The organism is Geothrix alkalitolerans (assembly GCF_022808885.1).
Classification (GTDB): domain Bacteria; phylum Acidobacteriota; class Holophagae; order Holophagales; family Holophagaceae; genus Geothrix; species Geothrix alkalitolerans.
In genome coordinates, this window is record NZ_JAKZLE010000002.1 from 471,095 (window position 1) to 490,835 (window position 19,741).

Genomic DNA, 19,741 nt, shown 5'->3' on the forward strand with positions numbered 1-19,741 from the left:
GGAATTCAGGACAGAGGACGAACCGCCACCAGGGCATAGTCCCTGGGCCCAAACAGGCTCTCCGCGGCCTTCATGAGGGCCTTGTTCCCCAGCCATGCTCGCTTCGCCCGAGCCAAGTCGCGCTCGTCCGCCTGCAGGCGGAGGATATCCCCCTGCCTCCATCCGACCTGGGCTGCCAGGAAGGCCAGGAAGGCCGGCGGCACCGGGCTGCGATGGGTCGGGTCAAGGTAGAAGGTATGGGCTCCCACCTGCAGGTTCTCGGGATTGGGCGTTTCCAGGATGAGGAGACCCCCGGGTTTCACCACCCGCAATCCCTCCTGGAGCAGCTCCACGAGCAGGTCCAAAGGCAGGTGCTCGACCACGTGAAAGGCGCTGAGCCCATCCACGCTTCCCGCCTCGCAGCCGCGGAGATGGTCCATCAGGTCCCCGACTTGGACCTCCAGGCCGGAGGCCCGGGCGGCCTCGGCCATGCCCGCATTGCCGTCCACGCCCACGCCTCGGACGCCGACCCCGGCCAGGACTCGGAGCCATTCCCCGCGGCCGCAGCCGAGGTCGAGCCACAGGGGATCCCGGAGACCTGAGAAGGCCTTCCGGACATGGGGCAGGTAGACCTCCAGCCGGGACTCGATCACCGCCTCGCTCCCGCGGAAGGCATCCTCGAAGGCCCGATAGTAGGGGGCGAATCGCTGACCTTCCGGCTGGCTCTCCCGCACCTGGGAGATGGCAGAAGGCATCCGCTGCTGGACCGCACGGAGATCCTCCCGGAGGGTGCGGACCGCCTCCTGCAGCCCCATGGGATGATCCGGCTGCCGAAGGGCCGCTTGGTGCAAGGAGACCAGCTCATCCACGGTGGCCGACAGCTGCCGGAGTCCCTCGACCAGGGCCGCGTTGAACCGGGGCTGGTCCACATCGAGATCCCGTCCGCCACGCAGGGCCGCCCGAGCCACCAGGCGGCAGATCCAACGGCCCAGTCCGGAACCCTTCTTGGGGACCGGCCTGGAGGCCGCGTCCAGCTCCTTCAACCAGGTCGGAGCCTCCCCTTGAACCTTCTCTGGACGGGCCGTCGAGGCAACGTGGGACATGCGGAAACTCCAGATCTGGATCGGGCATGGCTGTGGGCCCTCCAGCATAACCTGGACATCGGCAGTGGCTATTCCAGGATTCGCATAGACTTAGAGCCACCGGCAACTTTCCGACGAGACCACGAGGAGTCACCCATGCCCCTTGCGCTCCCCCTTCCCCGCCTGGCAGTCGGCCTGCTCGCGGTGTCGCCCCTCTTCGCCCAGGGCCCCCGCTTCACCGTCCGCGACGCCATCCGGGCTGAATGGGCCAGGCAACCCTTGGCTTTCGCGGACGCGCAGAGAGGGACCCTGGCGCCACAGGACCGGGCCCGCCTGGATCGGACGATCCGTCGCATCGGAGCTCCCGGCTCGCCAGCCCTGCTGCCGCCGGAACTCGACAACCCCTCGGAGGCGGTGTGGCTGGCGAAGGCCGCGGAGGCCCGGACGCCCCGGGAGCGCTTCGACGCCCTGTTCTTCCTGAACCGCTTCAAGAGCCCGAAGGCCCTCATGGCCCTCGATGGCCTCGTTGCCGAGGATGCCGCCACCTGGCCCGGACACCTGCACCTGGAGGCATCCCTCGCCACGGCGCGCCTGAACGGCGCGGAGATCTCCCCCGGCCTCCGAGCCTTCCTCGACGCCCTCCAGAAGGCCGGCAAGGTTGATCCCGTCCGCGCCCAGGCGGCTCGGCTGCGGCTGGTGATGGCCGGAAAGGAGAAGGAGCTCCTGCCGCCGGTGCCTGCCACGCCCGGGAGCATTCTGGCGCTGATGGACGCGTGGAACCGCGCGCCCTGGCCTCAGCGCCGGGACCTGGCGATGACGGCGTTCGCGTCGCTCTCGCCAGAATCCCCAGCCTGGGCCAGGCTCGGCCTTGCCCGTCCCGACCAGGCGACGCTGGACGTGGCCTGCGTGGGCATCCTCTCCAGGCTGGCCGAGGGCGTGCCCAGGCCTGCGCCCGCGGAGGCGTTCAACGCGGAAGGCGGCCCCTGGCCCTGTGCGGCCCATCCCCTGGCCCAGTGGTACGGATTCCAGGCCCTGGCCAAGCTCGATTCACCCCTGCCCGGCCTGCGGACGCTCCTGGACCAGGAGGCTCCCTTCGGCGCCACCACCCCCCTGATGATGGGCACCCTCCTCCCCGCCCTGCGGATCCAAAACCCGGTCCGGGCGGATCTTGTCCGGGCGCGTCTCCTCGCAGGATCGGACGGAACCGCCCGCGCCGCCGGCATCGAGGACCTCCCATCGGCCCCCACCGATCTGGAGGCCCTCACCAGGCGAGTCTGGAGCGACACCCAGTTCGAGCCCCAGCAGACGCTGATCCAGAGCTATGGCCGGTGGAAGCTGCCCCTGGAGGAGCAGAAGGCCCGGCTTCGCCCCTGGCTGCAGCATCCCAACTGGACCTGCCGCTGGGAGGCCTACCAGGCCCTCGTGAAGCTGGATCCCGCCACTCCCTGGCCCAGAGCCCCGAAACCCACCTCGAACGACACCGCAATCCTCCGGGAAGCCATCCGCCTGGCCGAGCGCGGCAAGCCCCTCCGACTCCGCATCTCCCTGAGCGGAAAGCGCAGCATCACACTCCGCCTCGACCCTGCCGTCGCCCCCATGAACATCACCAACCTTGTCCTGCTGGCCCGGAAGGGTTACTTCAAGGGCCGGCTGGTGCCCCGGGTGGTTCCGGACTTTGTGGTGCAGATGGGCTCGCCCTTCGACACCATGGACGGCGGGCCAGGATACACCGTCCGCTGCGAAGACAGCCTCGATTGGTACGGCCCCGGCAGCGTGGGCATGGCGCTCGCGGGCAAGGACACGGGCGGCAGCCAGTTCTTCATCACCACCAACGCCACACCCCACCTCACGGGTAAATACACGCGGATGGGCGAGGTGGAGGACCTGGACGCGGCCATGAAGATCCTCGATGACCTCGAGCTGGGCGCGAGAATCCTGTCCGTCAGGGTGCTGGAACCGTGAGGCACTGGCCGTTCCCCATCGCGGTGATGGGCCTGGCAACCGGCCTGTGCGCCCAGGCCCCTGTGCTGCAGGATGGCGCGACCGCCCTGAGACAGGCCCAACGGACCTGGACCACGGGCGAGGAGCCCCTTCCGCCGCTGGCCCTCCCATCCCTGGAAGTGGGCCTGGGGGGGGCCGGATCGGAGGGCCGGTACGTGCCGCTTGTTGGGGGCGAGGGGCTGGGCCAGGCAGTGCAGGGCTGGGGGCTGGGCCTCCAGGGCCGCTACGTCAGCGGAGGCTGGTCCGTGGCCGCCACGGCCCTGGTCCTGCGGGACGGCGGGATGACCCGCGGCCACCTCCTCCGCGCCGCGATCGCCTACCAGTGGGAATCCGGATGGCGGCTGGCCCTGGAACAGCAGCCGTTGGCCTGGGGATCAGGGTTCGATGGCGGCGACCTGCTGGGCGATGCCGCGCGCCCCTTCCCCCGCCTCTCATGGAGCACCCCCGAGGCTTCGCTGCCCTTCGGGCGCTGTCAGGCCGAGGCCTTCGCCGGCCGGCTGGAAGCTGATCGCCCCATCCCCGATTGGATCTCCGATCGTGAGGCCCGCCTCGCCGCCCAGGCACGCGGGCTGGATCTGCGCCGGCCCTGGCTCTACGGAGGCATGATCCGGGCGGCCTTCGGCCCGGTGCTGGAGGCCAGCCTCGGCTCCGTCCGGATGGAAGGCGGCGAGGACTCTGCCGGCCGGGCGGCTCCCGCTTCGTCCGCCCGGACCTGGAGCCTGGCGGAGGTGAAGGTGCGGATTCCTGCCCTGGCCCGTTTCGCGGGGGCCCGGGGCGCGGCCATTCATCTGTCCCGGAGCGCCGCCCCGGACAGCCGGGCCCTCACGTTGACTCCGGCCCGCACCCTGGGCGGGTTCCAGCTGGTCTGGGACCGGTGGGATTTCGGGCTCGAGTACGCCGGGGCCGCTCCGTCCAATCATCCAGGGACCTTCACCCAGCCAGCCTACCTCGCGGGCACCTCGACCTTCGGCGACTCCCTGGGCACCGCCTTCGGTCGCGAGGTCATCACCCGGACGGTGGAGCTCGGCATGCCCCTCTTCCTCGAAGGCCAAGGGCGCCTGCGGGGTGTGAGGGGCACATCGGCCTCTCCCCTCGCCCCGGGGTTCTGGTTCCTCCAGGGCGAGGCCCAGTGGCGTACGCCCACGGGCCGGGTCGGCGCTTCGCTGGCCTCGCGGCGGGACGAAGTCCCGGGATCCTCCGCCCGCTGGGGCTGGACGTTCACCCTCTTCCAGAGCTTCCGCGTCTTCTGAGGCTCCGGCCGCCTGCGCTATCCTGGTTCCCCTTCTCGAGGTCCGCATGGCGTTGTCCCGCGATCAGCTCGTCCGCCGCGCGGCGCAGGAACTGCGCGACGGCTACTACGTGAACCTGGGCATCGGCATCCCCACCCTCATCGCCAATGTGATCCCCGAGGGCATGGAGGTCATCCTGCAGAGCGAGAACGGCCTGCTGGGCATCGGCCCCTTCCCCACCCCGGAGGAAGTGGACCCGGATCTCATCAACGCCGGCAAGCAGACCGTGACGACGGCGCCGGGCGCCAGCTTCTTCAGCAGCGCCGACAGCTTCGCCATGATCCGCGGCGGCAAGATCGACCTCAGCATCCTGGGCGCGATGCAGGTGGACATGGAGGGCAACCTCGCCAACTGGATGATCCCAGGGAAGATGGTCAAGGGCATGGGCGGCGCCATGGACCTCGTCGCCTCGGCCAAGCGGGTGGTCGTCGTGATGGAGCACACCAGCAAGGACGGCGAGCCCAAGATCCTCCGCAAGTGCACCCTGCCCCTCACGGGCCAGCGCTGCGTCCACCGCATCATCACCGACCTGGCCGTCATCGACGTGGTGCCCGGCCGCGAGGGCCTGCGCCTGGTGGAGGTGGCACCGGGCGTCACTCGAGAGGAAGTCCAGGCCCGGACGGAGCCTCCCCTCGTGATGGACCGCGTGACCGAGATGACCGGAGTGTGAGATTTCCATGCTGATGCGCGCCCTGCCCCTCCTCCCCCTCCTGCTGGCCTTCGCCTGCACTGCCCCGGGAAACACCGTGCCCGCCAAGCCCGCCGAGCCCTTCAAGCCGACCCTGAGCCTACGCCCCGTGGCCGTGAGCCTGGCGAAGGGGGCCACCCAGGCCTTCCAGGCCGAGATCAACTACCCCGAGGGCGTCCGCTACATGCGTCAGCCCGTGGGATGGCGCGTGGTGGAGCCTGATGGAGGAAGCATCACGGGCGCCGGCCTCTACACCGCTCCTGCCACCCCGGGCGTCTTCCATGTGGAGGTTCGCCGGGAGGACTTCCCTGACATCCTCGCTTCAGCCACCGTCACGGTGAAGTGATGGATCTGTACCGGGCACTGCGCCCGCTGATCTTCCGCCTTGATCCCGAAACCGCGCACAACCTGGCGTTCTGGCTGGGGGCGAGAGCCTGCGCCTTCCCGCGCCTGCCGCAGCCGGAGCACCCCGCCGCCCTGCGCCGGACGGTCTTCGGTCTCGACTTCCCCACCCCCCTGGGCCTGGCCGCGGGCCTCGACAAGGGCGCCACCCTGCTGCCCCTCTGGAAGGGCCTGGGCTTCGGCCATGTGGAGATCGGCACCGTCACGCCGCGCCCGCAACCCGGGAACCCGAAGCCCCGCCTGTTCCGCTTTCCCGAATCGGGCCTGATCCTCAACCGCATGGGCTTCAACAGCGAGGGCGCGGACGTGGTGGCCGCGCGGTTGAAGCGCCGCCCGGCGGGCCTGATCGTGGGCGGCAACCTGGGCAAGAACAAGGAGACGCCCGAGGCTCAGGCTCTGGACGACTACCGAGCGGCCTACCGGCTGATCGCGCCGCAGGTGGACTACATCGCGCTGAACGTGAGCAGCCCCAACACGCCGGGCCTGCGGAACCTGCAGGCGCCGGAGGCCCTCAAGCCCCTGCTGGTGGGCATGCTGGACCTGCGCAAGGTGATGGGCCTGGAGCGCCAGCCCCTGCTGCTGAAGCTGGCGCCGGATCTGGCCCCGGAGGACCTGGATGCCATCGTGGAGGTGGCCGTGGCCTCGGGCATCTCCGGGCTCATTGCCACCAACACCACGCTGGATCGCGGCGTCGTGGCCGAACCCCTGCGGGCCCTGGTGGAATCCAAGGGCGCCGGAGGCCTCAGCGGCGCGCCGTTGAAGCCCAAGGCCCGGGAGGTTCGGAAGCGCATCCTGTCCGCCCTGCGCGGCCGCCTGCCCCTGGTAGCCTGCGGCGGCCTGGGGTCCGCAGAGGACGTGCAGGGCGCCCTGGACGACGGTGCAGCCCTGGCCCAGATCTACAGCGCCCTCATCTTCGAGGGCCCCAGCCTCGTGCGCCGCATCCACGAAGGGCTGGAATAAACCAAAACCGGCAGGAATTGGATAAGCGGAGGAAAGCGGAGAAGTGGAGGAGAGCGGAGGAAGGCGTGATCCTTGTGCCCCGGCCGCTTTTCTCAGCTTTCCTCAGCCCTTCCGCTTTCCTCCGCTTTCCCATGGTTCCTTTTCAGAAGAAGACCGATTCCTTGCCGGGGCGCTAAACTGATGGATCGAGGTTTCGATGTTGTCACTCCATTCGAAGATCCGTGACCCGCGCCTGCTGCCCCTGGCGGACAAGGTGCTGCGCGGCGAGCGCCTGACCTATGACGACGGCCTGCTGCTCTACGAGACCCCGGATCTCACGGGCGTGGGCGCCATGGCCCACCACGTGCGCCTCCAGAAGAACGGGCGGGCCGCCTACTACGTCATGAGCCGCCGGCTGTCCTACACCAACGTCTGCTTCACCCACTGCCAGTTCTGCGCCTTCCAGGCCAAGCCCGGCGACCCCCGGGCCTACGCCCTCTCGGCCGAGCAGATCATCGCCGAGCTGGAGAAGCCGGAGAACGCCGGTGTCCGCGAGCTGCACATGACCTCGGGCCACAATCCCAAGCTCAAGATCGACTACTTCGAGGACCTGTTCACGAAGATCAAGGCGCGATTCCCGTCCATCCACCTCAAGGTCTTCACCATGATCGAGATGGAGTACTACGCCCGCATCTCGGGCCTGAGCACCGAGGCGTTCCTGGACCGCTGCATGGCCGCGGGCCTGGAGAGCTGCCCCGGCGGGGGCGCGGAGATCTTCGACGAGGCGTTGCGCGAGCAGATCTGCATCGGCAAGAAGGACGCCCAGGTGTGGCTGGACACGGCGGCACTGTGCCACCGCAAGGGCCTGCCCACCAACTGCACCATGCTCTACGGCCACATCGAGGAGGCCCGACACCGGGTGGACCATCTGCTGCGGCTGCGGGATCTGCAGGACCGCTCCCAGGCCGCGGGCTACCAGGGCTTCCTGGCCTTCATCCCCCTGGCCTACCAGAACGAGGACAACGAGCTGAGCGCCACGCACGTCATCCACGAGACCACAGGGACGCAGGACCTGCGCGAGATCGCCGTGGCCCGGCTGCTGCTCGACAACATCCCGCACATCAAGGCCTACTGGGTGATGATCTCGCCGGGCCTGGCTCAAGCCGGCCTGAGCTACGGGGCGGACGACGTGGACGGCACCGTCATCGCCGAGGAGATCGCCCACGACGCCGGCGCCAAGACCCCCCAGGGCCTCCACCGCGACGAGCTGGTGCGCCTCATCGAGGAAGCCGGCTTCGAGGCCCTGGAGCGCGACAACCTGTACAACACCTACGCCACGGCCTGAAGAATCAGATCCACCGCCAAGGCACCAAGAAAGACAAGAAGGTCTCTGGTCTTCATCGGTGAGCATCAGCTTTGATCAGTGTTCATCGGTGTTCCCTCTTTCCGGGATAGCCTCGAAAGCCCGCCGCGAAAGACTATAAGCGGCCACCGATGAGCACAGATGGACACCCATAAAGGCTTTGCTTTTCTTGGTGCCTAGGTGTCTTGGCGGTGATCCGTGTCTTTTCAGTCGACCTTCCGTTTCTCGTAGACCTTCGCCGGGTCCAGCGGGAAGGCGTAGGAGCTGTTCCAGAGTCGGTCGTGGATACGCACCGCCTGGGCGGCCAGGGGCGAGTCCCGGAAGATGAGCTCGACGTTGCGCGAATCCGTGAAGTAGCTCTCCTCCCAGTTGCTCGTGCCCAGGGCTAGGTGCATGCCGTCCACCACCAGGTACTTGCTGTGGATGGTGCGGGCGAAGGGAATGTGTCCCTCCTTCGCCTCGGGAATGGAGACCACCCTCACCTCCAGATTCGGGATCAGTGTCAGGGCCTTGAGGTGCGGCAGGGCGCGGCCGCCCAACACCCAGTCGGACACCATCAGGCGCACATGGACCCCCCGCACCGCGGCGGCCCGCAGGGCATCGTCCAGCACCGGCCAGAAGCGGTCCTGTCCCGCGATGGGCGAATAGGTGAGCAACTGCACCCGCACGCTCTGCTTCGCCTGGCCGATCAGCTCCACCAGGGCGTCGATGGCGGGCCGGATGTCTTTCGGGGTGAGGAAGGGCGGGCTGGCCACCAACTCTGTGTCGGGCCGGAGGACGGGGACAGACCGGCCCGGAAGGTCCGGCAGTTTCCGGTTTCCGGCGAAGGCCCAGTCAAGGGCGAACAGTTCCGTGAGCCGGGTGACGATCCGGGGATCCGTGGTCCGGACGCCCAGCTCATGGATCTGCTCGAGGGCCCGCCAGTCGAAGTTCTGGCTGCCCAGGGCCGCCTCGCGGCCATCCACCACGAAGTACTTGGCGTGGAGGATGCCCCGGGAGACGCCGGCCAGGTCGAAGCTCCGCACCTCCGCGCCGGGAATGTTCCGGATCCGGGCCACCGAGGCGGGATCCTGGTCGAGCATCTTTGCCGAGAGCAGGAAGCGGATCTTCACCCCACGGGCCCCGGCCTTCTCCAGCTCCACGAGCACGGGCTCCAGGGCGCTGCCGGAACGGTTGGTGACGTAGAACTCCGCCGCATCCACGCTGGTCTTCGCCTCGCGGATCATCGCCACCCAGGCATCCTTGGCGAACGCCAAGGTGGGATCCGCCAGGCCCGTTTCGACCGGAACAGACTGCACCAGGGTGGTGGTGGCCAGGTTCTGGTCTCCGGGTTGCGCCCGGGCGGGCTGGAAGGCCCCGAGGGCCAAGCCGGCGGCGAGGGTCAGCAGCAGGGAACGTGGGGTCATGGCGGCATCGCTCCAGGTGCGAGGATACTCCGTTGACGGGGCGGGCGCCGGTCTGGTGAGGTGAAGGCGTGGAAACCAAAGCCGAGTACCGCGCCCACCTCAAGGCCCGCCGGGACGCGCTGCCGGCGGCGGACCGCGCCGGATGGTCCGCCGCCATCGCCACCCAGCTCGACCGCTTCTGCCGCGACCGCCGCCTGACCCGCGTGGGAGCGTTCTGGCCCTTCGGCTCCGAGATCGACCTGCGCCCCGCGGTGGCAGCCCATCCGGACTGGCTCTGGTTCTTCCCCCGGGTGGCCTCGACCCAGCCTCCCCGGCTGGCCTGGGGCACGGAACCCCTGGAGAAAGGCCACTGGGGCCTCCTCGAGCCGGCCCTGGCCCAGCACTTCCTTCCGCCGGTGCAGCTGCTGCTCGTGCCAGGCCTCGCCTTCGACGACGAGGGCTACCGCATCGGCTATGGCCGCGGCTTCTACGACGCCCTTCTCGCCAGGCTGCCGGAGGAGGTCCTCACCGTGGGCGTAGGCTTCGAGGCCCAGATGCACCTGCCCATCCCTGTGGACCCCCACGACTGGCCCGTGCAGGCCCTGCTCAGCGAACGCGGCTTCCGACAGCTGACAGCTGACAGCTGACAGCTCCCCTACCCCAGCTTCAGGATGCTTGACCCATCCGCATAGCCCTCCGTGGGCGTCTCCCGCATCTTCTGGAGCACCTGCAGCAGGCCCTGGATGCGATCGACCATCTCGCCGATCTTGGCGAGCTTGGCCTCCTCCGGATACTTCCGCTGGAGCATCTCCACCTGCATCGAGATGACCGCCAGCGGGTTGTTGATCTCGTGCTTGAGGGTGCCGGCCATCTGGCGGAAGGATTCCAGGCGCTCGGCCGCCAGGGCCCTTTGGCGGAGTTCCGTGTGGCCCTGCAGCACCCGCAGGCGTTGGTGCAGTGCTTCCCAGCCGAACCCATCGGCCAGCCAGTCCGTGGCGCCGGCCTCGATCAGGCCAGGCGTATCCCCCTCGGCGCATCGGACGACGAGGATCGGCGTGGTGGCGAAGGCGGGATGACGGCGGTAGGCGCGGATGGTCGCCTCGGCATCCGGTGTGCCCTTGGCGTCGATGACGAGGAAGCGGTGGATCGGCAGGGGCGGCGGAGGGGGCTCGGATTCCAGCGGCAGGAGCCCCATGTCTCCCGCCTCGGCCACGGCCTGGAACAGGCCCACCAGCCCGAGGTCCTCGCTGACCAGGCCCAGCAGGGGCCGCATCGGCTCGTCCGGCATGGCTTCTGGTCCCTCCGGCAGGAGCACCTCCAGCAGGCGGTCCGCCCAGCGCCAGCGGATACCTGATTCCTTCAGCACCCGCTGGCTCCAACCGTCCGGCGAGGGCCCCTGGAGTCCAGCCGAGAACTGGATCCCCAGCAGGTAGCGCCCGGGTTCGTGGCCCCACCGGACCGTCAGTTCCGCGCCGGGAGACAGCTGCATGACCAGGGGTTCCACCAGGCCGTCCAGCGCCAGCAGCAGGGATCCGCCCAGCCACCACACCGCGCCCTGGGGCGGAGGATCGGCCTTCCATCGGATGCCCCGGAGGTCCAGCAGGGAGCGCCACCGCAGCGCCAGGTCCTCCTGCAGGGAGGCGAGCCCGAGCGACTGCCCGGTCGCCGCGGGCGTCCTGGGATCGTCCTGGCACCGTCCCTCCTCGACCAGGGCAGCAAGGCGCTCCAGGTGGAATCGGAGAGTATCCCCTTCCGGATCCTGTTGCTCCCTTACCCAGCTCTGGATCCGGCGGACCGAGCCGACCATGGCCGCCAGCAGCTCGTCCCGGCATTCCGAGTCCTGCTGGATCTGCTTGCGGAGACGCAGGAGCTCGCCCTGCTGCTCGGCCTGCTCGACGGCCTTCCGCTGGAGACGGGCCTGCCGCAGGACGAGGACGCCGCGGCGGGAGAAGGCCTGGAGGGTGGCCAGATCGAGCCGGGTGAAAGGAATTCCGCCAGGCTGGCGCTCGAGGTAGAGGGCGGAGAAGGCCTGCCCTTCCTCCATCAGCGGCGCGCAGAGGAAGCAGCCGGGGCTGTCTTCCAGCGCGCTGGCTTCCTCGAACCTGGGGTCCGCCAGGGGCTGGTTCGAAAGGATGGAGGTGCACTCCCGGGCCACGTAGGCGAGCACCGACGCTGGGGGGGCAAGCTCCTCTGTGGCCTCTCCAGCGGCGTGGATCACCCGCCAGCCGCCCGGTTCGAGCCGTGCGACGAACAGGCCTCGGTCGGCCGAGGTCAGGCGGAGGGATTCCTCGAGGAGGGCGCGTCCCAGGGTGTTGGAATCGGCTTCCCCCAGCAGCCGCTCCGTGGCGCCGTAGAGCTGCTTCAGCTCCGCGAGGTACCAGGCCGGCCGGTCCGATTGCAGGCGGATCTCGTCGAAGAGGTCCCCCACGTGCTCGGCGAAGGTCGTCCCGTCCAGCCCCGGGAAGCCGTGGGTGAAGGTGAGGCGCCAGGAACCCAGCGCCAGCTCATCCCCATCGCGCAGAGGGCCCTCCGGCGCGGAACCGACCGCGTGTCCATTCAGGGTGGTGCCGCTGATGGAGCCCAGGTCCTTCACCCACCAGGCACCCTCGGTCTTCGAGAGGACGGCATGGACCGGCGAGACAGTACCCTGTCCCGGCCGGCTCAGCCCGCAGCCCAGCGGATCCCGGCCCAGGACGCAGAGGTCCTCCACCACGGCATGCCGGAAGGGCTGGCTCCCCTCCATCCATGACAAGTAGGGCATCGGAACTCCTCGGGCGGGCTCCTGGGGTGGATGGGCGTCGGGCTCGGATCAGGTGGGCAAAGGATACCGCGTGTCATGGGCCCGGCTCGGCCGGAAGAACAGCATGGTGTGGCCGATGGTCCAGACATGCTCCAGCCCCGGCACGGCGGCGCAGAGGGCCGCGGCCGCGGAGGCCTCGTCCTCGAAGCTGTTCTGGTTGATCTTGATCTTCACCAGTTCGAGGCTGTCCACCATCACGTCCAGCTCCGTGGCCTGGGCCGGCGACACCCCGCCCTTGCCCACATGCATGACGGGCTTCAGGTGATGGGCCTCGGCCTTGAGGAACTGGCGCTGTTTCGAGGTGAGCATTCGTGACTCCAGGGGACCAGTCTATCCTCGAAGGCGAGGTGCCCCCATGATCCGTCGCCTGCTGTTCTCCCTCACGGCCCTGGCCTGCCTGGCTGCCCCGCCCCGCACCCTGCGGGTGGACTACGGCCATACCGGGGATGCGGCCTCGGAACGCTTCGGGGTGGACCGCGTGGTGCTGGAGCCCCTGCCCTGGCCTGGCGACCTCACCAAGGCCGTCGACGACAGCAACCTCGGGAAGTACTGCTTTGAGGTGGCCGACAAGGCCACGGGGAAGATCCTCTATTCACGCGGCTTCGCCAGCATCTATGGCGAGTGGGAGACCACGGACGAGGCGAAGGCCCTCAGCCGGAGCTTCTCCGAATCCCTGCGCTTCCCCCAGCCCGACGCGCCGGTGCGCATCCAGGTGAAGAAGCGGGATGCCAAAAACGTATTCCGGACCCTCTGGACCTTCGACCTCGATCCGAAGGACCCCCTCATCGAGCGGGCCCCGGCTCCCGAAGCCGGTACCCTCATCGCCCTCCAGAAGGCCGGCGATCCGGCGGACGAAGTGGACTTCCTCATCCTGGGCGACGGCTACACGGCCGCCGAGCGGGGCAAGTTCGAGCAGCAGGCGCGCAAGGTCATGGAGCTGCTCTTCCAGCAGACACCCTTCAAGGAGCACCGCAACGACTTCAACGTCTGGGCCCTCTGCCCGCCCGCGAAGGAGAGCGGCATCTCCCGCCCTTCCACCGGCGTCCACAAGCGCTCTCCGCTCGGCGCCACCTATGACGCCTTCGGCAGTGAACGCTACGTGCTGACCTTCGACAACCGGACCTGGCGCGACATCGCGGCCCAGGCCCCCTACGAATTCGTGGAGATCCTCACCAACTCCGAGACCTACGGCGGCGGCGGCATCCACAACCTCTACAGCACGGCCTCCGCGGGCAACAGCACCATCGGCTACCTCTTCGTGCACGAGTTCGGCCACCACTTCGCAGGACTGGCGGACGAGTACTACACCTCCGACGTGGCCGTCACCAACAGCCCCGAGCGGCCCGAGCCCTGGGAGCCCAATGTCACCGCCAACCCGAAGCAACCCAAGTGGGGTGCCCTCCTCAGCCACGGCGTGCCCCTGCCCACCCCCTGGAAGAAGGGTGAGTTCGAAGCGCACAGCCATGCCTACCAGACGGAGCGCCGTGCCATCCGCGCCGCAAACAAGCCCGAGTCCGAGATGGACGCGCTCTTCGCGCGGGAGAAGGTCTTCGAGACAAAGCTCCTGGGCACCGACGCCCACAGCGGGAAGGTGGGCGCCTTCGAAGGCGCCAACTACGAGGCCAAGGGCTACTTCCGAAGCCAGGAGGACTGCCTCATGTTCACGCGCGACGAGGTCGGGTTCTGTGCCGCGTGCCGAGCCGCCATCGAGCGGGTCATCCGGCAGTACGCAAAATAGCGGGCACGGGCCTGGAAGTTCGACTTGGATTTCTCTTTAATCAAAGCCACAATCTTCCCACCCCCATGCTCCCGCCCGGAACCCGGCTTGGCCCTTATGAGATCCAGTCTCCCCTTGGCTTGGGCGGGATGGGTCAGGTCTATCGTGCACTGGATACCCGAACCCAGTTCCCCGTGGCCCTCAAGGTACTGGGCCACGCCTCGGCCCAGGCTGACGAGCGGCTGGCCCGCTTCCAGCAGGAGGCACGGACCCTGGCGGCCATCGAGCACCCCGCCCTGCCGGCGATCTACGGCTGGGACACGGATGGCCCGACACCCTACATCGCCATGGAGCTCCTCGAGGGCGAGACACTCCATGAGCGCCTCCTGCGCGGCGCCCTCCCTCCGGATGAGGCCATGGACCTGGCCCACCAGTTGGCCCTGGGGCTGGCGGCCACCCACGAACGGGGGATCATCCACCGGGACCTGAAACCGGGGAACCTGTTCATCACCAAGGAGGGCCGCCTCAAGATCCTGGACTTCGGCCTTTCGAAGGCGCTCCCGACCCTTCTGGATGAGCAGACCCTGATCCAGCGCCCCGAAACGAGCCACCAGACCCAGGTCGGGACCATGATGGGCACGGTCGGCTACATGGCTCCGGAGCAGATCCGTGGGCGGGAGGTGGATCCAAGGGCTGACCTCTTCGTCTGCGGCATCCTGCTGTACGAAATGCTGTTCGGCCGCCGCGCCTTCTCGGGAGAGTCGCCGGTGGAGGTCCTCAACGCCATCCTCAAGGATGAGCCGCCGATGCGGACCGCATCCCCCAGCCCCTATTCGCCCGAGCTCATCAACCTCCTGAAGCATTGCCTGGAGAAGAATCCGGAAGACCGCCTCCCCACGGCCCAGCAGCTGGCATCCCGCCTGGCGGCCCTCCAACGCAAGGGGGTGACGCTCCAGGGGCTGGCCCGCATCTTCCAGGGCCGGGTGGGGTGGGTGGCCCTCGCCCTGGTCCTGGGGGGCCTGGGCTTCGGTCTCGGCCATCACCTGGACCACCGGGAACCGCCCACGTTCAAGCGGCTCACCTTCCGGCAAGGGCTGATCCGGAACGCTCGGCTGAGCCCCGATGGCCAGGAGGTGCTCTACAGCGCCGCCTGGTCCGGCGGCCCGCTCATGGTCCACTCCACCCGCCCCGACAGCCCCGAGAGCCGCACCCTTGAACTGCCCGAGGCGGATCTCCTGGGCCTCTCCCGCACCGGAGAGCTCGCAGTCGCCCTGGGCAGCCGCCCCATCCAGAGCTGGATGTGGCGGGGCACCCTGGCGGTGGTTCCTCTGGCCGGAGGCGCCCCGCGAGCCCTGATGGAGCAGGTGGTGGCCGCGGACTGGAGCCCGGATGGATCGGAGCTGCTGGTGGTCCGCAATGCGGACGGCAAGGCCCGCCTCGAGTTCCCGCTGGGACACCCCATCGCCGAATCCTCCGGCTGGATCAGCCACCCCAGGGTCTCGCCCAAGGGCGATCGGGTCGCCTACCTGGAGCATCCGGTGTCCGGCGACGATGCGGGCTATCCGGTCGTGGTGGACCGGCAGGGAAACCGCCATCCCCTGACCGGGGCCTGGCCCAGCATCCAGGGGCTGGCCTGGAAGGGGAACGAGGTCTGGTTCACGGCCGCCACGCACGGCGTGGCCAGGGGCCTCTATGCCGTCGGGTCAGGGGAACCAAGGCTCGTCCTGAATGTGCCTGCCCCCCTCACGCTCCATGACATCTCCCGCGACGGACGCCGAGTGCTCCTCGCCAAGGAGGTGATGCGCACGGGCATCCAGAGCCTGCGGCCCGGTGCCGACCGCGAACGCGAGCTTTCGTGGCTGGACTGGTCCCTGGTGCAGGATCTCTCCGCGGACGGGTCCACCCTCATCTTCAACGAGCAGGGTGAAGGTTCGGGGATCCAGTACGACATCTACCTGAGGAAGACGGATGGAAGCCCGGCGGTGCGGCTGGCCAAGGGCGCCTACCCCATCCTCAGTCCCGATGGGCACCGGGTGGCGGCGCTCGCTCCGGGAGCCCGCAACGAGATTCAGATCTTCCCGACCGGAGCCGGGGAGGTCCTGACCCTCGCTTCCTCCGGCCTGGAGACCATCCACCGCTTGCGCTGGTTCCCCGATGGCCGCCGCCTGCTCGTCCAGGCCAACCGCCCCGGCGAGGGAACCCGGCTCTTCGCCATCCCCCTGGACGGCCGGCCAGCGGAGTCCCTGACTGCGCCGGGGTACCAGTTCTTCGGACAGCCCATCAGCCCGGACGGGCGCCGCATCACCACCCGCCTCAGTGAGCAGGAGGACCGGATCCTCTCCCTGGACGACGGCAAGTCCCAACCCATCCCGGGCCTCCACGCCATGGAACGCGTGGTGCGGTGGGCGCCTGATGGCAAGGGACTATGGGTGGTGGACCTGCACGAGATGCCCTGCACCGTAACGCACCTCGACCTCACCACCGGGGCCCGGAAGAAGCTTCTGGAGATCGCCCCTGAAGACCTTGCGGGGATGACGGTCAGCAACTTCCTCCTCACGCCGGACGCCAGGGGATACGCCTACGCCTACCGCAGGGTGCTGTCCGAGCTCTACCTCTACGAGGGCTTGCGCTAGACGCCCCTACTCCACCACGGGTCCGGAAGCCATGGCCAAAGGTGAATCCCCGGCGCCCAGCAGCCGCTCCCGCCGGGCGTGCAGGATGCGGTCGCGGACGGCCGCCGCATCCTCGAACTTCATCTGGGAGGCCAGCTCCTTCATGCGCTTCTCCAGCTTGGCCACCTCGCGCTCGAAGGCCTTGTCCTCCAAGTAGAGCAGCGGCTCCTCGGCGGCCTGCTCCTCCTTGGTGACGTTGATGAACTCCCGGGCCAGGGCCTCGCCCATGACGTCGTCCAGGTTGCGCTTCACCGTCTCAGGCGTGATGCCGTGGGCGGCGTTGTGGGCCAGCTGCTTCTGGCGGCGCCGCTCGGTCTCGCCGATGGCCTGCTTCATGGAACCCGTCATCACATCCGCATAGAGAATGGCCTTGCCGTTCACATGGCGGGCCGCCCGGCCGATGGTCTGGATGAGGCTGCGGGTGTTGCGGAGGAAGCCTTCCTTGTCCGCGTCCAGGATGGCCACCAGGCTCACCTCCGGCAGGTCCAGGCCCTCACGGAGGAGGTTGATGCCGATGAGCACGTCGAACACGCCGCGGCGCAGGTTCTTCAGCAGCTCCACGCGCTCCAGGGTGTCGATCTCGCTGTGCAGGTACTCGGCCTTGATGCCCAGTTCCTGGTAGTAGGCCGTGAGCTGCTCCGCCAGCTTCTTGGTGAGCACCGTCACCAGCACCCGCTCGTCCCGGGCCACGGTCTTGCGGATCTCCTCCAGCAGATCGTCCACCTGGCTGCCCACGGGACGCACCTCGACGATGGGATCGACGAGGCCCGTGGGGCGCACCACCTGCTCCACAAAGGCGCCGCCGCTCTGCTGCAGTTCGTAGTCGCCGGGGGTGGCAGAGACGTAGACCACCTGTTTGACCCGGCTCTCAAATTCTTCGAATTTGAGCGGACGGTTGTCGAGGGCAGATGGAAGGCGGAAGCCGTAGTCGACCAATGTGGTTTTGCGGGAGCGGTCACCGTTGTACATGCCGTGGAGCTGGCCCGTGGCCACGTGGCTCTCGTCCATGAAGACAATGAAGTCCTCGGGGAAGTAGTCCAGCAGCGTATGAGGCGGCTGGCCAGGCCGGCGGCCGTCCAGGAAGCGGCTGTAGTTCTCGATGCCGCTGCAGTGGCCCATCTCCTTCATCATCTCCACGTCGTAGATGACGCGCTGGTGGAGGCGCTGGAGCTCCACGATCTTGCCCGCGGCACGGAATTCCTCTTCCCGGGCCTCCAGCTCGTCCTTGATGTCCCGGATGGCGGCCTTGAGCTTGTCCTCGGGGGTCACGTAGTGGGTCTTGGGCCAGATGGTGAGCTCGTCCAGCTTCTCGATGACCACGCCGCGCAGCGGATCGATCTTCGAGAGGCGCTCCACCTCGTCGCCCCACAGCTCGATGCGGTAGGCCACGTCCTCGTAGGCCGGGTAGACCTCCACCACGTCACCCCGCACGCGGAAGATGCCCGGCTCGAAGCTGAGGTGGTTGCGCTGGTACTGGATGGCCACCAGATCCCGCAGCAGCATGGCGCGGTCGATGGACTGGCCCGTCTTCAAGGTCACGGAAAGGTTCAGGTACGAGCTGGGATCGCCCAAGCCATAGATGCAGCTGACGGAGGCCACGACGATGGTGTCCCGGCGCTCCAGCAGGCAGCGGGTGGCGCTGAGGCGAAGCTTCTCCAGCTCCTCGTTGATCTTCGCGTCCTTGTCGATGAACAGGTCCCGCTCAGGCACGTAGGCCTCGGGCTGGTAGTAGTCGTAGTAGCTGACGAAGTACTCGACGGCGTTCTCGGGGAAGAACTGCTTGAACTCGCTGAAGAGCTGGGCGGCCAGCGTCTTGTTGGGCGCGAAGATGAGCGCCGGCCTCCCCGCCCTGGCGATGGTCGAGGCCATGGTGTAGGTCTTCCCCGAGCCCGTCACGCCCAGCAGTGTCTGGGCCCGGTCCCCCCGCTCCAGCCCCGCCACCAGCTGCGCAATGGCCTCCGGCTGGTCCCCGGCGGGCTGGTAGGGCGACACGAGCTTGAAGGGGATTGCCTTGGCCATAGATCAAAAAGCAAACCACCAAGGCACCAAGACACCAAGAAAAGAAAAGCCTTTCTTGGTGCCTTGGTGTCTTGGTGGTGGATTCGTTTTTCTTAGACCTTCCGCAGGATCAAGCACCCGTTGGTGCCGCCGAAGCCGAAGCCGTTGTTCATGACGTATTCGGAATCCAGCTTGCCCGCCACATTCGCGGTCACGTCCAGGTCGCACTCTGGGTCCTGGTGGTCCACGTTGATGGTGGGTGGGATCCTCCCGGTCTTGACGGCCATGACGGCCACGATGGTCTCCAGGCCGCCGGCGGCGCCCAGCAGGTGCCCGTGCATGGACTTGGTGCTGCTCACCTTGATCGTCTTCGCGTGGTCGCCGAAGACCTTCTGGATGGCCATGCACTCCAGCTTGTCTCCCACGGGCGTGCTGGTGCCGTGCATGTTCACATAGCCCACTTCCTCGGGCGCGATGTCCGCATCCTTGATGGCGGCGCGCATGACCCGCTGGCCACCCTCCCCCTCGGGGGCCGGGCTGGTGATGTGGTTGGCGTCGCCGCTCATGCCGTAGCCGGCGACCTCGGCGTAGATCTTGGCGCCTCGGGCCTTGGCCAGCTCGTACTCCTCGAGGATGACGATGCCGGCGCCCTCTGCCATGACGAAGCCGTCACGGTCCACATCGAAGGGCCGGGAGGCGCGCTCAGGCTCGTCGTTGCGGGTGCTGAGGGCCCGCATGGCGGCGAAGCCGCCCACGCCGAGCTGGTTCACCACGGAGTCGCTGCCGCCGGCCATCATGCGATCCGCGTAGCCGAAGGCGATGAGGCGGGCCGCGTCGCCGATGGCGTGGGCGCCCGTGGCGCAGGCCGTGGCCACGGCACTGTTGGGCCCCTGCAGGCCGTACTTGATGCTGGCCTGGCCGCTGGCCATGTTCACGATGAGGCTGGGGATGAAGAAGGGGCTGGTGCGGCGGGGGCCGCGGTAGCCGTTGGCCTCGTCCCAGATGGTGCTGAGGCCGCCGATGCCGCTGCCGATGTAGGCCCCGAACACCTCCCGCTCGGCCTTGGTGAGCTCCACCTGGTCGAAGCCCGCATCCACCCACGCCTCATGGGCCGCGCCCAGGGCGTACTGGATGAAGATGTCCATCTTCTTCTGTTCCTTCTTGTCGATGAAGGGATCGGGGTTGAAGCCCTTCACCTGCCCTGCGATCTTGCAGGCGAAGTCCGTGACATCGAAGCGGTCGATGGGGCCGATGCCGCTTCTCCCCGCCAGCAGGTTGTCCCAGGTTTCGGGCACGGTGAGGCCGCAGGGGTTGATGGTCCCCATGCCGGTGATGACGACGCGGCGACGCTGGACGGTCCTGGTCATGGATTCACCTCTTGGAACGGAAAACAAACGTGCCGCAGGGCCGTGGGGGCGCTGCGGCA

The 19,741-nt window shown here is 68.2% G+C and carries 15 protein-coding genes; 9 read left to right on the plus strand and 6 right to left on the minus strand.

Translation table 11 applies throughout. The annotated features are described in order from the left end of the window. Positions 1-5 precede the first annotated feature (5 nt). Positions 6-1,082, minus strand: coding sequence for a class I SAM-dependent methyltransferase (locus tag MLJ35_RS06200; protein ID WP_243383596.1), 1,077 nt, complete (start codon positions 1,080-1,082; stop codon positions 6-8). A gap of 135 nt (positions 1,083-1,217) precedes the next feature. Here MLJ35_RS06200 and MLJ35_RS06205 point away from each other — a divergent pair, with 135 nt between their 5' ends. The 6 genes from MLJ35_RS06205 (at position 1,218) to mqnE (ending at position 7,725) form a co-directional block, all read left to right on the plus strand. Beyond that, the gene (locus MLJ35_RS06205; RefSeq protein WP_243383597.1) at positions 1,218-3,023 is read left to right on the plus strand and encodes a peptidylprolyl isomerase; all 1,806 of its coding nucleotides are present in this window, start codon (positions 1,218-1,220) and stop codon (positions 3,021-3,023) included. Further along, positions 3,020-4,312 carry a capsule assembly Wzi family protein gene (locus tag MLJ35_RS06210; RefSeq protein ID WP_243383598.1) on the plus strand — a complete coding sequence of 431 codons (1,293 nt, stop codon included), beginning with the start codon at positions 3,020-3,022 and terminating at the stop codon, positions 4,310-4,312. Before MLJ35_RS06205 ends, MLJ35_RS06210 begins: the two co-directional genes overlap by 4 nt. A 46-nt stretch (positions 4,313-4,358) precedes the next feature. Next, positions 4,359-5,021 (plus strand): CoA transferase subunit B, encoded by a 663-nt coding sequence (locus tag MLJ35_RS06215; protein ID WP_243383599.1) that lies wholly within the window; start codon positions 4,359-4,361, stop codon positions 5,019-5,021. A 7-nt stretch (positions 5,022-5,028) separates the two neighbouring features. After that, positions 5,029-5,385, plus strand: coding sequence for a hypothetical protein (locus MLJ35_RS06220; RefSeq protein WP_243383600.1), 357 nt, complete (start codon positions 5,029-5,031; stop codon positions 5,383-5,385). Continuing rightward, complete coding sequence (locus tag MLJ35_RS06225; protein WP_243383601.1) at positions 5,385-6,401, plus strand: quinone-dependent dihydroorotate dehydrogenase; 1,017 nt, start codon at positions 5,385-5,387, stop codon at positions 6,399-6,401. Before MLJ35_RS06220 ends, MLJ35_RS06225 begins: the two co-directional genes overlap by 1 nt. Positions 6,402-6,597: 196 nt before the next feature. Further along, positions 6,598-7,725 (plus strand): aminofutalosine synthase MqnE, encoded by a 1,128-nt coding sequence (mqnE, locus tag MLJ35_RS06230; protein WP_243383602.1) that lies wholly within the window; start codon positions 6,598-6,600, stop codon positions 7,723-7,725. A 224-nt stretch (positions 7,726-7,949) separates the two neighbouring features. Here the strand turns inward: mqnE and MLJ35_RS06235 are convergent, their stop codons facing one another. Further along, the gene (locus MLJ35_RS06235; protein WP_243383603.1) at positions 7,950-9,149 is read right to left on the minus strand and encodes a phospholipase D-like domain-containing protein; all 1,200 of its coding nucleotides are present in this window, start codon (positions 9,147-9,149) and stop codon (positions 7,950-7,952) included. Between the two features lie 68 nt (positions 9,150-9,217). Here MLJ35_RS06235 and MLJ35_RS06240 point away from each other — a divergent pair, with 68 nt between their 5' ends. Further along, positions 9,218-9,775, plus strand: a complete 558-nt coding sequence (locus MLJ35_RS06240; RefSeq protein ID WP_243383604.1) for a 5-formyltetrahydrofolate cyclo-ligase — start codon at positions 9,218-9,220, stop codon at positions 9,773-9,775. Between the two features lie 8 nt (positions 9,776-9,783). Here MLJ35_RS06240 and MLJ35_RS06245 read toward each other — a convergent pair whose 3' ends face one another. Both MLJ35_RS06245 and MLJ35_RS06250 read right to left on the minus strand, forming a co-directional pair. Next, positions 9,784-11,889, minus strand: a complete 2,106-nt coding sequence (locus MLJ35_RS06245) for an FHA domain-containing protein (RefSeq protein ID WP_243383605.1) — start codon at positions 11,887-11,889, stop codon at positions 9,784-9,786. A 48-nt stretch (positions 11,890-11,937) separates the two neighbouring features. Beyond that, positions 11,938-12,237: a YhbY family RNA-binding protein gene (locus tag MLJ35_RS06250; RefSeq protein WP_243383606.1), complete on the minus strand. Its 300-nt coding sequence runs from the start codon at positions 12,235-12,237 to the stop codon at positions 11,938-11,940. Between the two features lie 46 nt (positions 12,238-12,283). Here MLJ35_RS06250 and MLJ35_RS06255 point away from each other — a divergent pair, with 46 nt between their 5' ends. Continuing rightward, entirely contained in the window at positions 12,284-13,666 is a 1,383-nt protein-coding gene (locus MLJ35_RS06255; protein WP_243383607.1) for an IgA Peptidase M64, read from the plus strand. 65 nt (positions 13,667-13,731) lie between these two features. Then, positions 13,732-16,278 carry a serine/threonine-protein kinase gene (locus tag MLJ35_RS06260; protein ID WP_275976394.1) on the plus strand — a complete coding sequence of 849 codons (2,547 nt, stop codon included), beginning with the start codon at positions 13,732-13,734 and terminating at the stop codon, positions 16,276-16,278. Positions 16,279-16,284: 6 nt separating this feature from the next. Here MLJ35_RS06260 and uvrB read toward each other — a convergent pair whose 3' ends face one another. Next, positions 16,285-18,336, minus strand: a complete 2,052-nt coding sequence (gene uvrB / locus MLJ35_RS06265; protein ID WP_243383609.1) for an excinuclease ABC subunit UvrB — start codon at positions 18,334-18,336, stop codon at positions 16,285-16,287. A 92-nt stretch (positions 18,337-18,428) separates the two neighbouring features. After that, positions 18,429-19,682 (minus strand): beta-ketoacyl-ACP synthase II, encoded by a 1,254-nt coding sequence (fabF, locus tag MLJ35_RS06270; protein ID WP_243383610.1) that lies wholly within the window; start codon positions 19,680-19,682, stop codon positions 18,429-18,431. Between the last annotated feature and the right edge of the window lie 59 nt (positions 19,683-19,741).

Bases quoted from the DNA above. Each gene is read 5' to 3' on its own strand.
- MLJ35_RS06200 (WP_243383596.1), bottom strand. From the start codon at position 1,082: ATGTCCCACGTTGCCTCGACGGCCCGTCCAGAGAAGGTTCAAGGGGAG.
- MLJ35_RS06260 (WP_275976394.1), top strand. From the start codon at position 13,732: ATGCTCCCGCCCGGAACCCGGCTTGGCCCTTATGAGATCCAGTCTCCC.
- fabF (WP_243383610.1), bottom strand. From the start codon at position 19,682: ATGACCAGGACCGTCCAGCGTCGCCGCGTCGTCATCACCGGCATGGGG.
- MLJ35_RS06245 (WP_243383605.1), bottom strand. From the start codon at position 11,889: ATGCCCTACTTGTCATGGATGGAGGGGAGCCAGCCCTTCCGGCATGCC.
- MLJ35_RS06225 (WP_243383601.1), top strand. From the start codon at position 5,385: ATGGATCTGTACCGGGCACTGCGCCCGCTGATCTTCCGCCTTGATCCC.
- MLJ35_RS06220 (WP_243383600.1), top strand. From the start codon at position 5,029: ATGCTGATGCGCGCCCTGCCCCTCCTCCCCCTCCTGCTGGCCTTCGCC.
- MLJ35_RS06215 (WP_243383599.1), top strand. From the start codon at position 4,359: ATGGCGTTGTCCCGCGATCAGCTCGTCCGCCGCGCGGCGCAGGAACTG.
- MLJ35_RS06205 (WP_243383597.1), top strand. From the start codon at position 1,218: ATGCCCCTTGCGCTCCCCCTTCCCCGCCTGGCAGTCGGCCTGCTCGCG.
- MLJ35_RS06250 (WP_243383606.1), bottom strand. From the start codon at position 12,237: ATGCTCACCTCGAAACAGCGCCAGTTCCTCAAGGCCGAGGCCCATCAC.
- mqnE (WP_243383602.1), top strand. From the start codon at position 6,598: ATGTTGTCACTCCATTCGAAGATCCGTGACCCGCGCCTGCTGCCCCTG.
- uvrB (WP_243383609.1), bottom strand. From the start codon at position 18,336: ATGGCCAAGGCAATCCCCTTCAAGCTCGTGTCGCCCTACCAGCCCGCC.
- MLJ35_RS06255 (WP_243383607.1), top strand. From the start codon at position 12,284: ATGATCCGTCGCCTGCTGTTCTCCCTCACGGCCCTGGCCTGCCTGGCT.
- MLJ35_RS06235 (WP_243383603.1), bottom strand. From the start codon at position 9,149: ATGACCCCACGTTCCCTGCTGCTGACCCTCGCCGCCGGCTTGGCCCTC.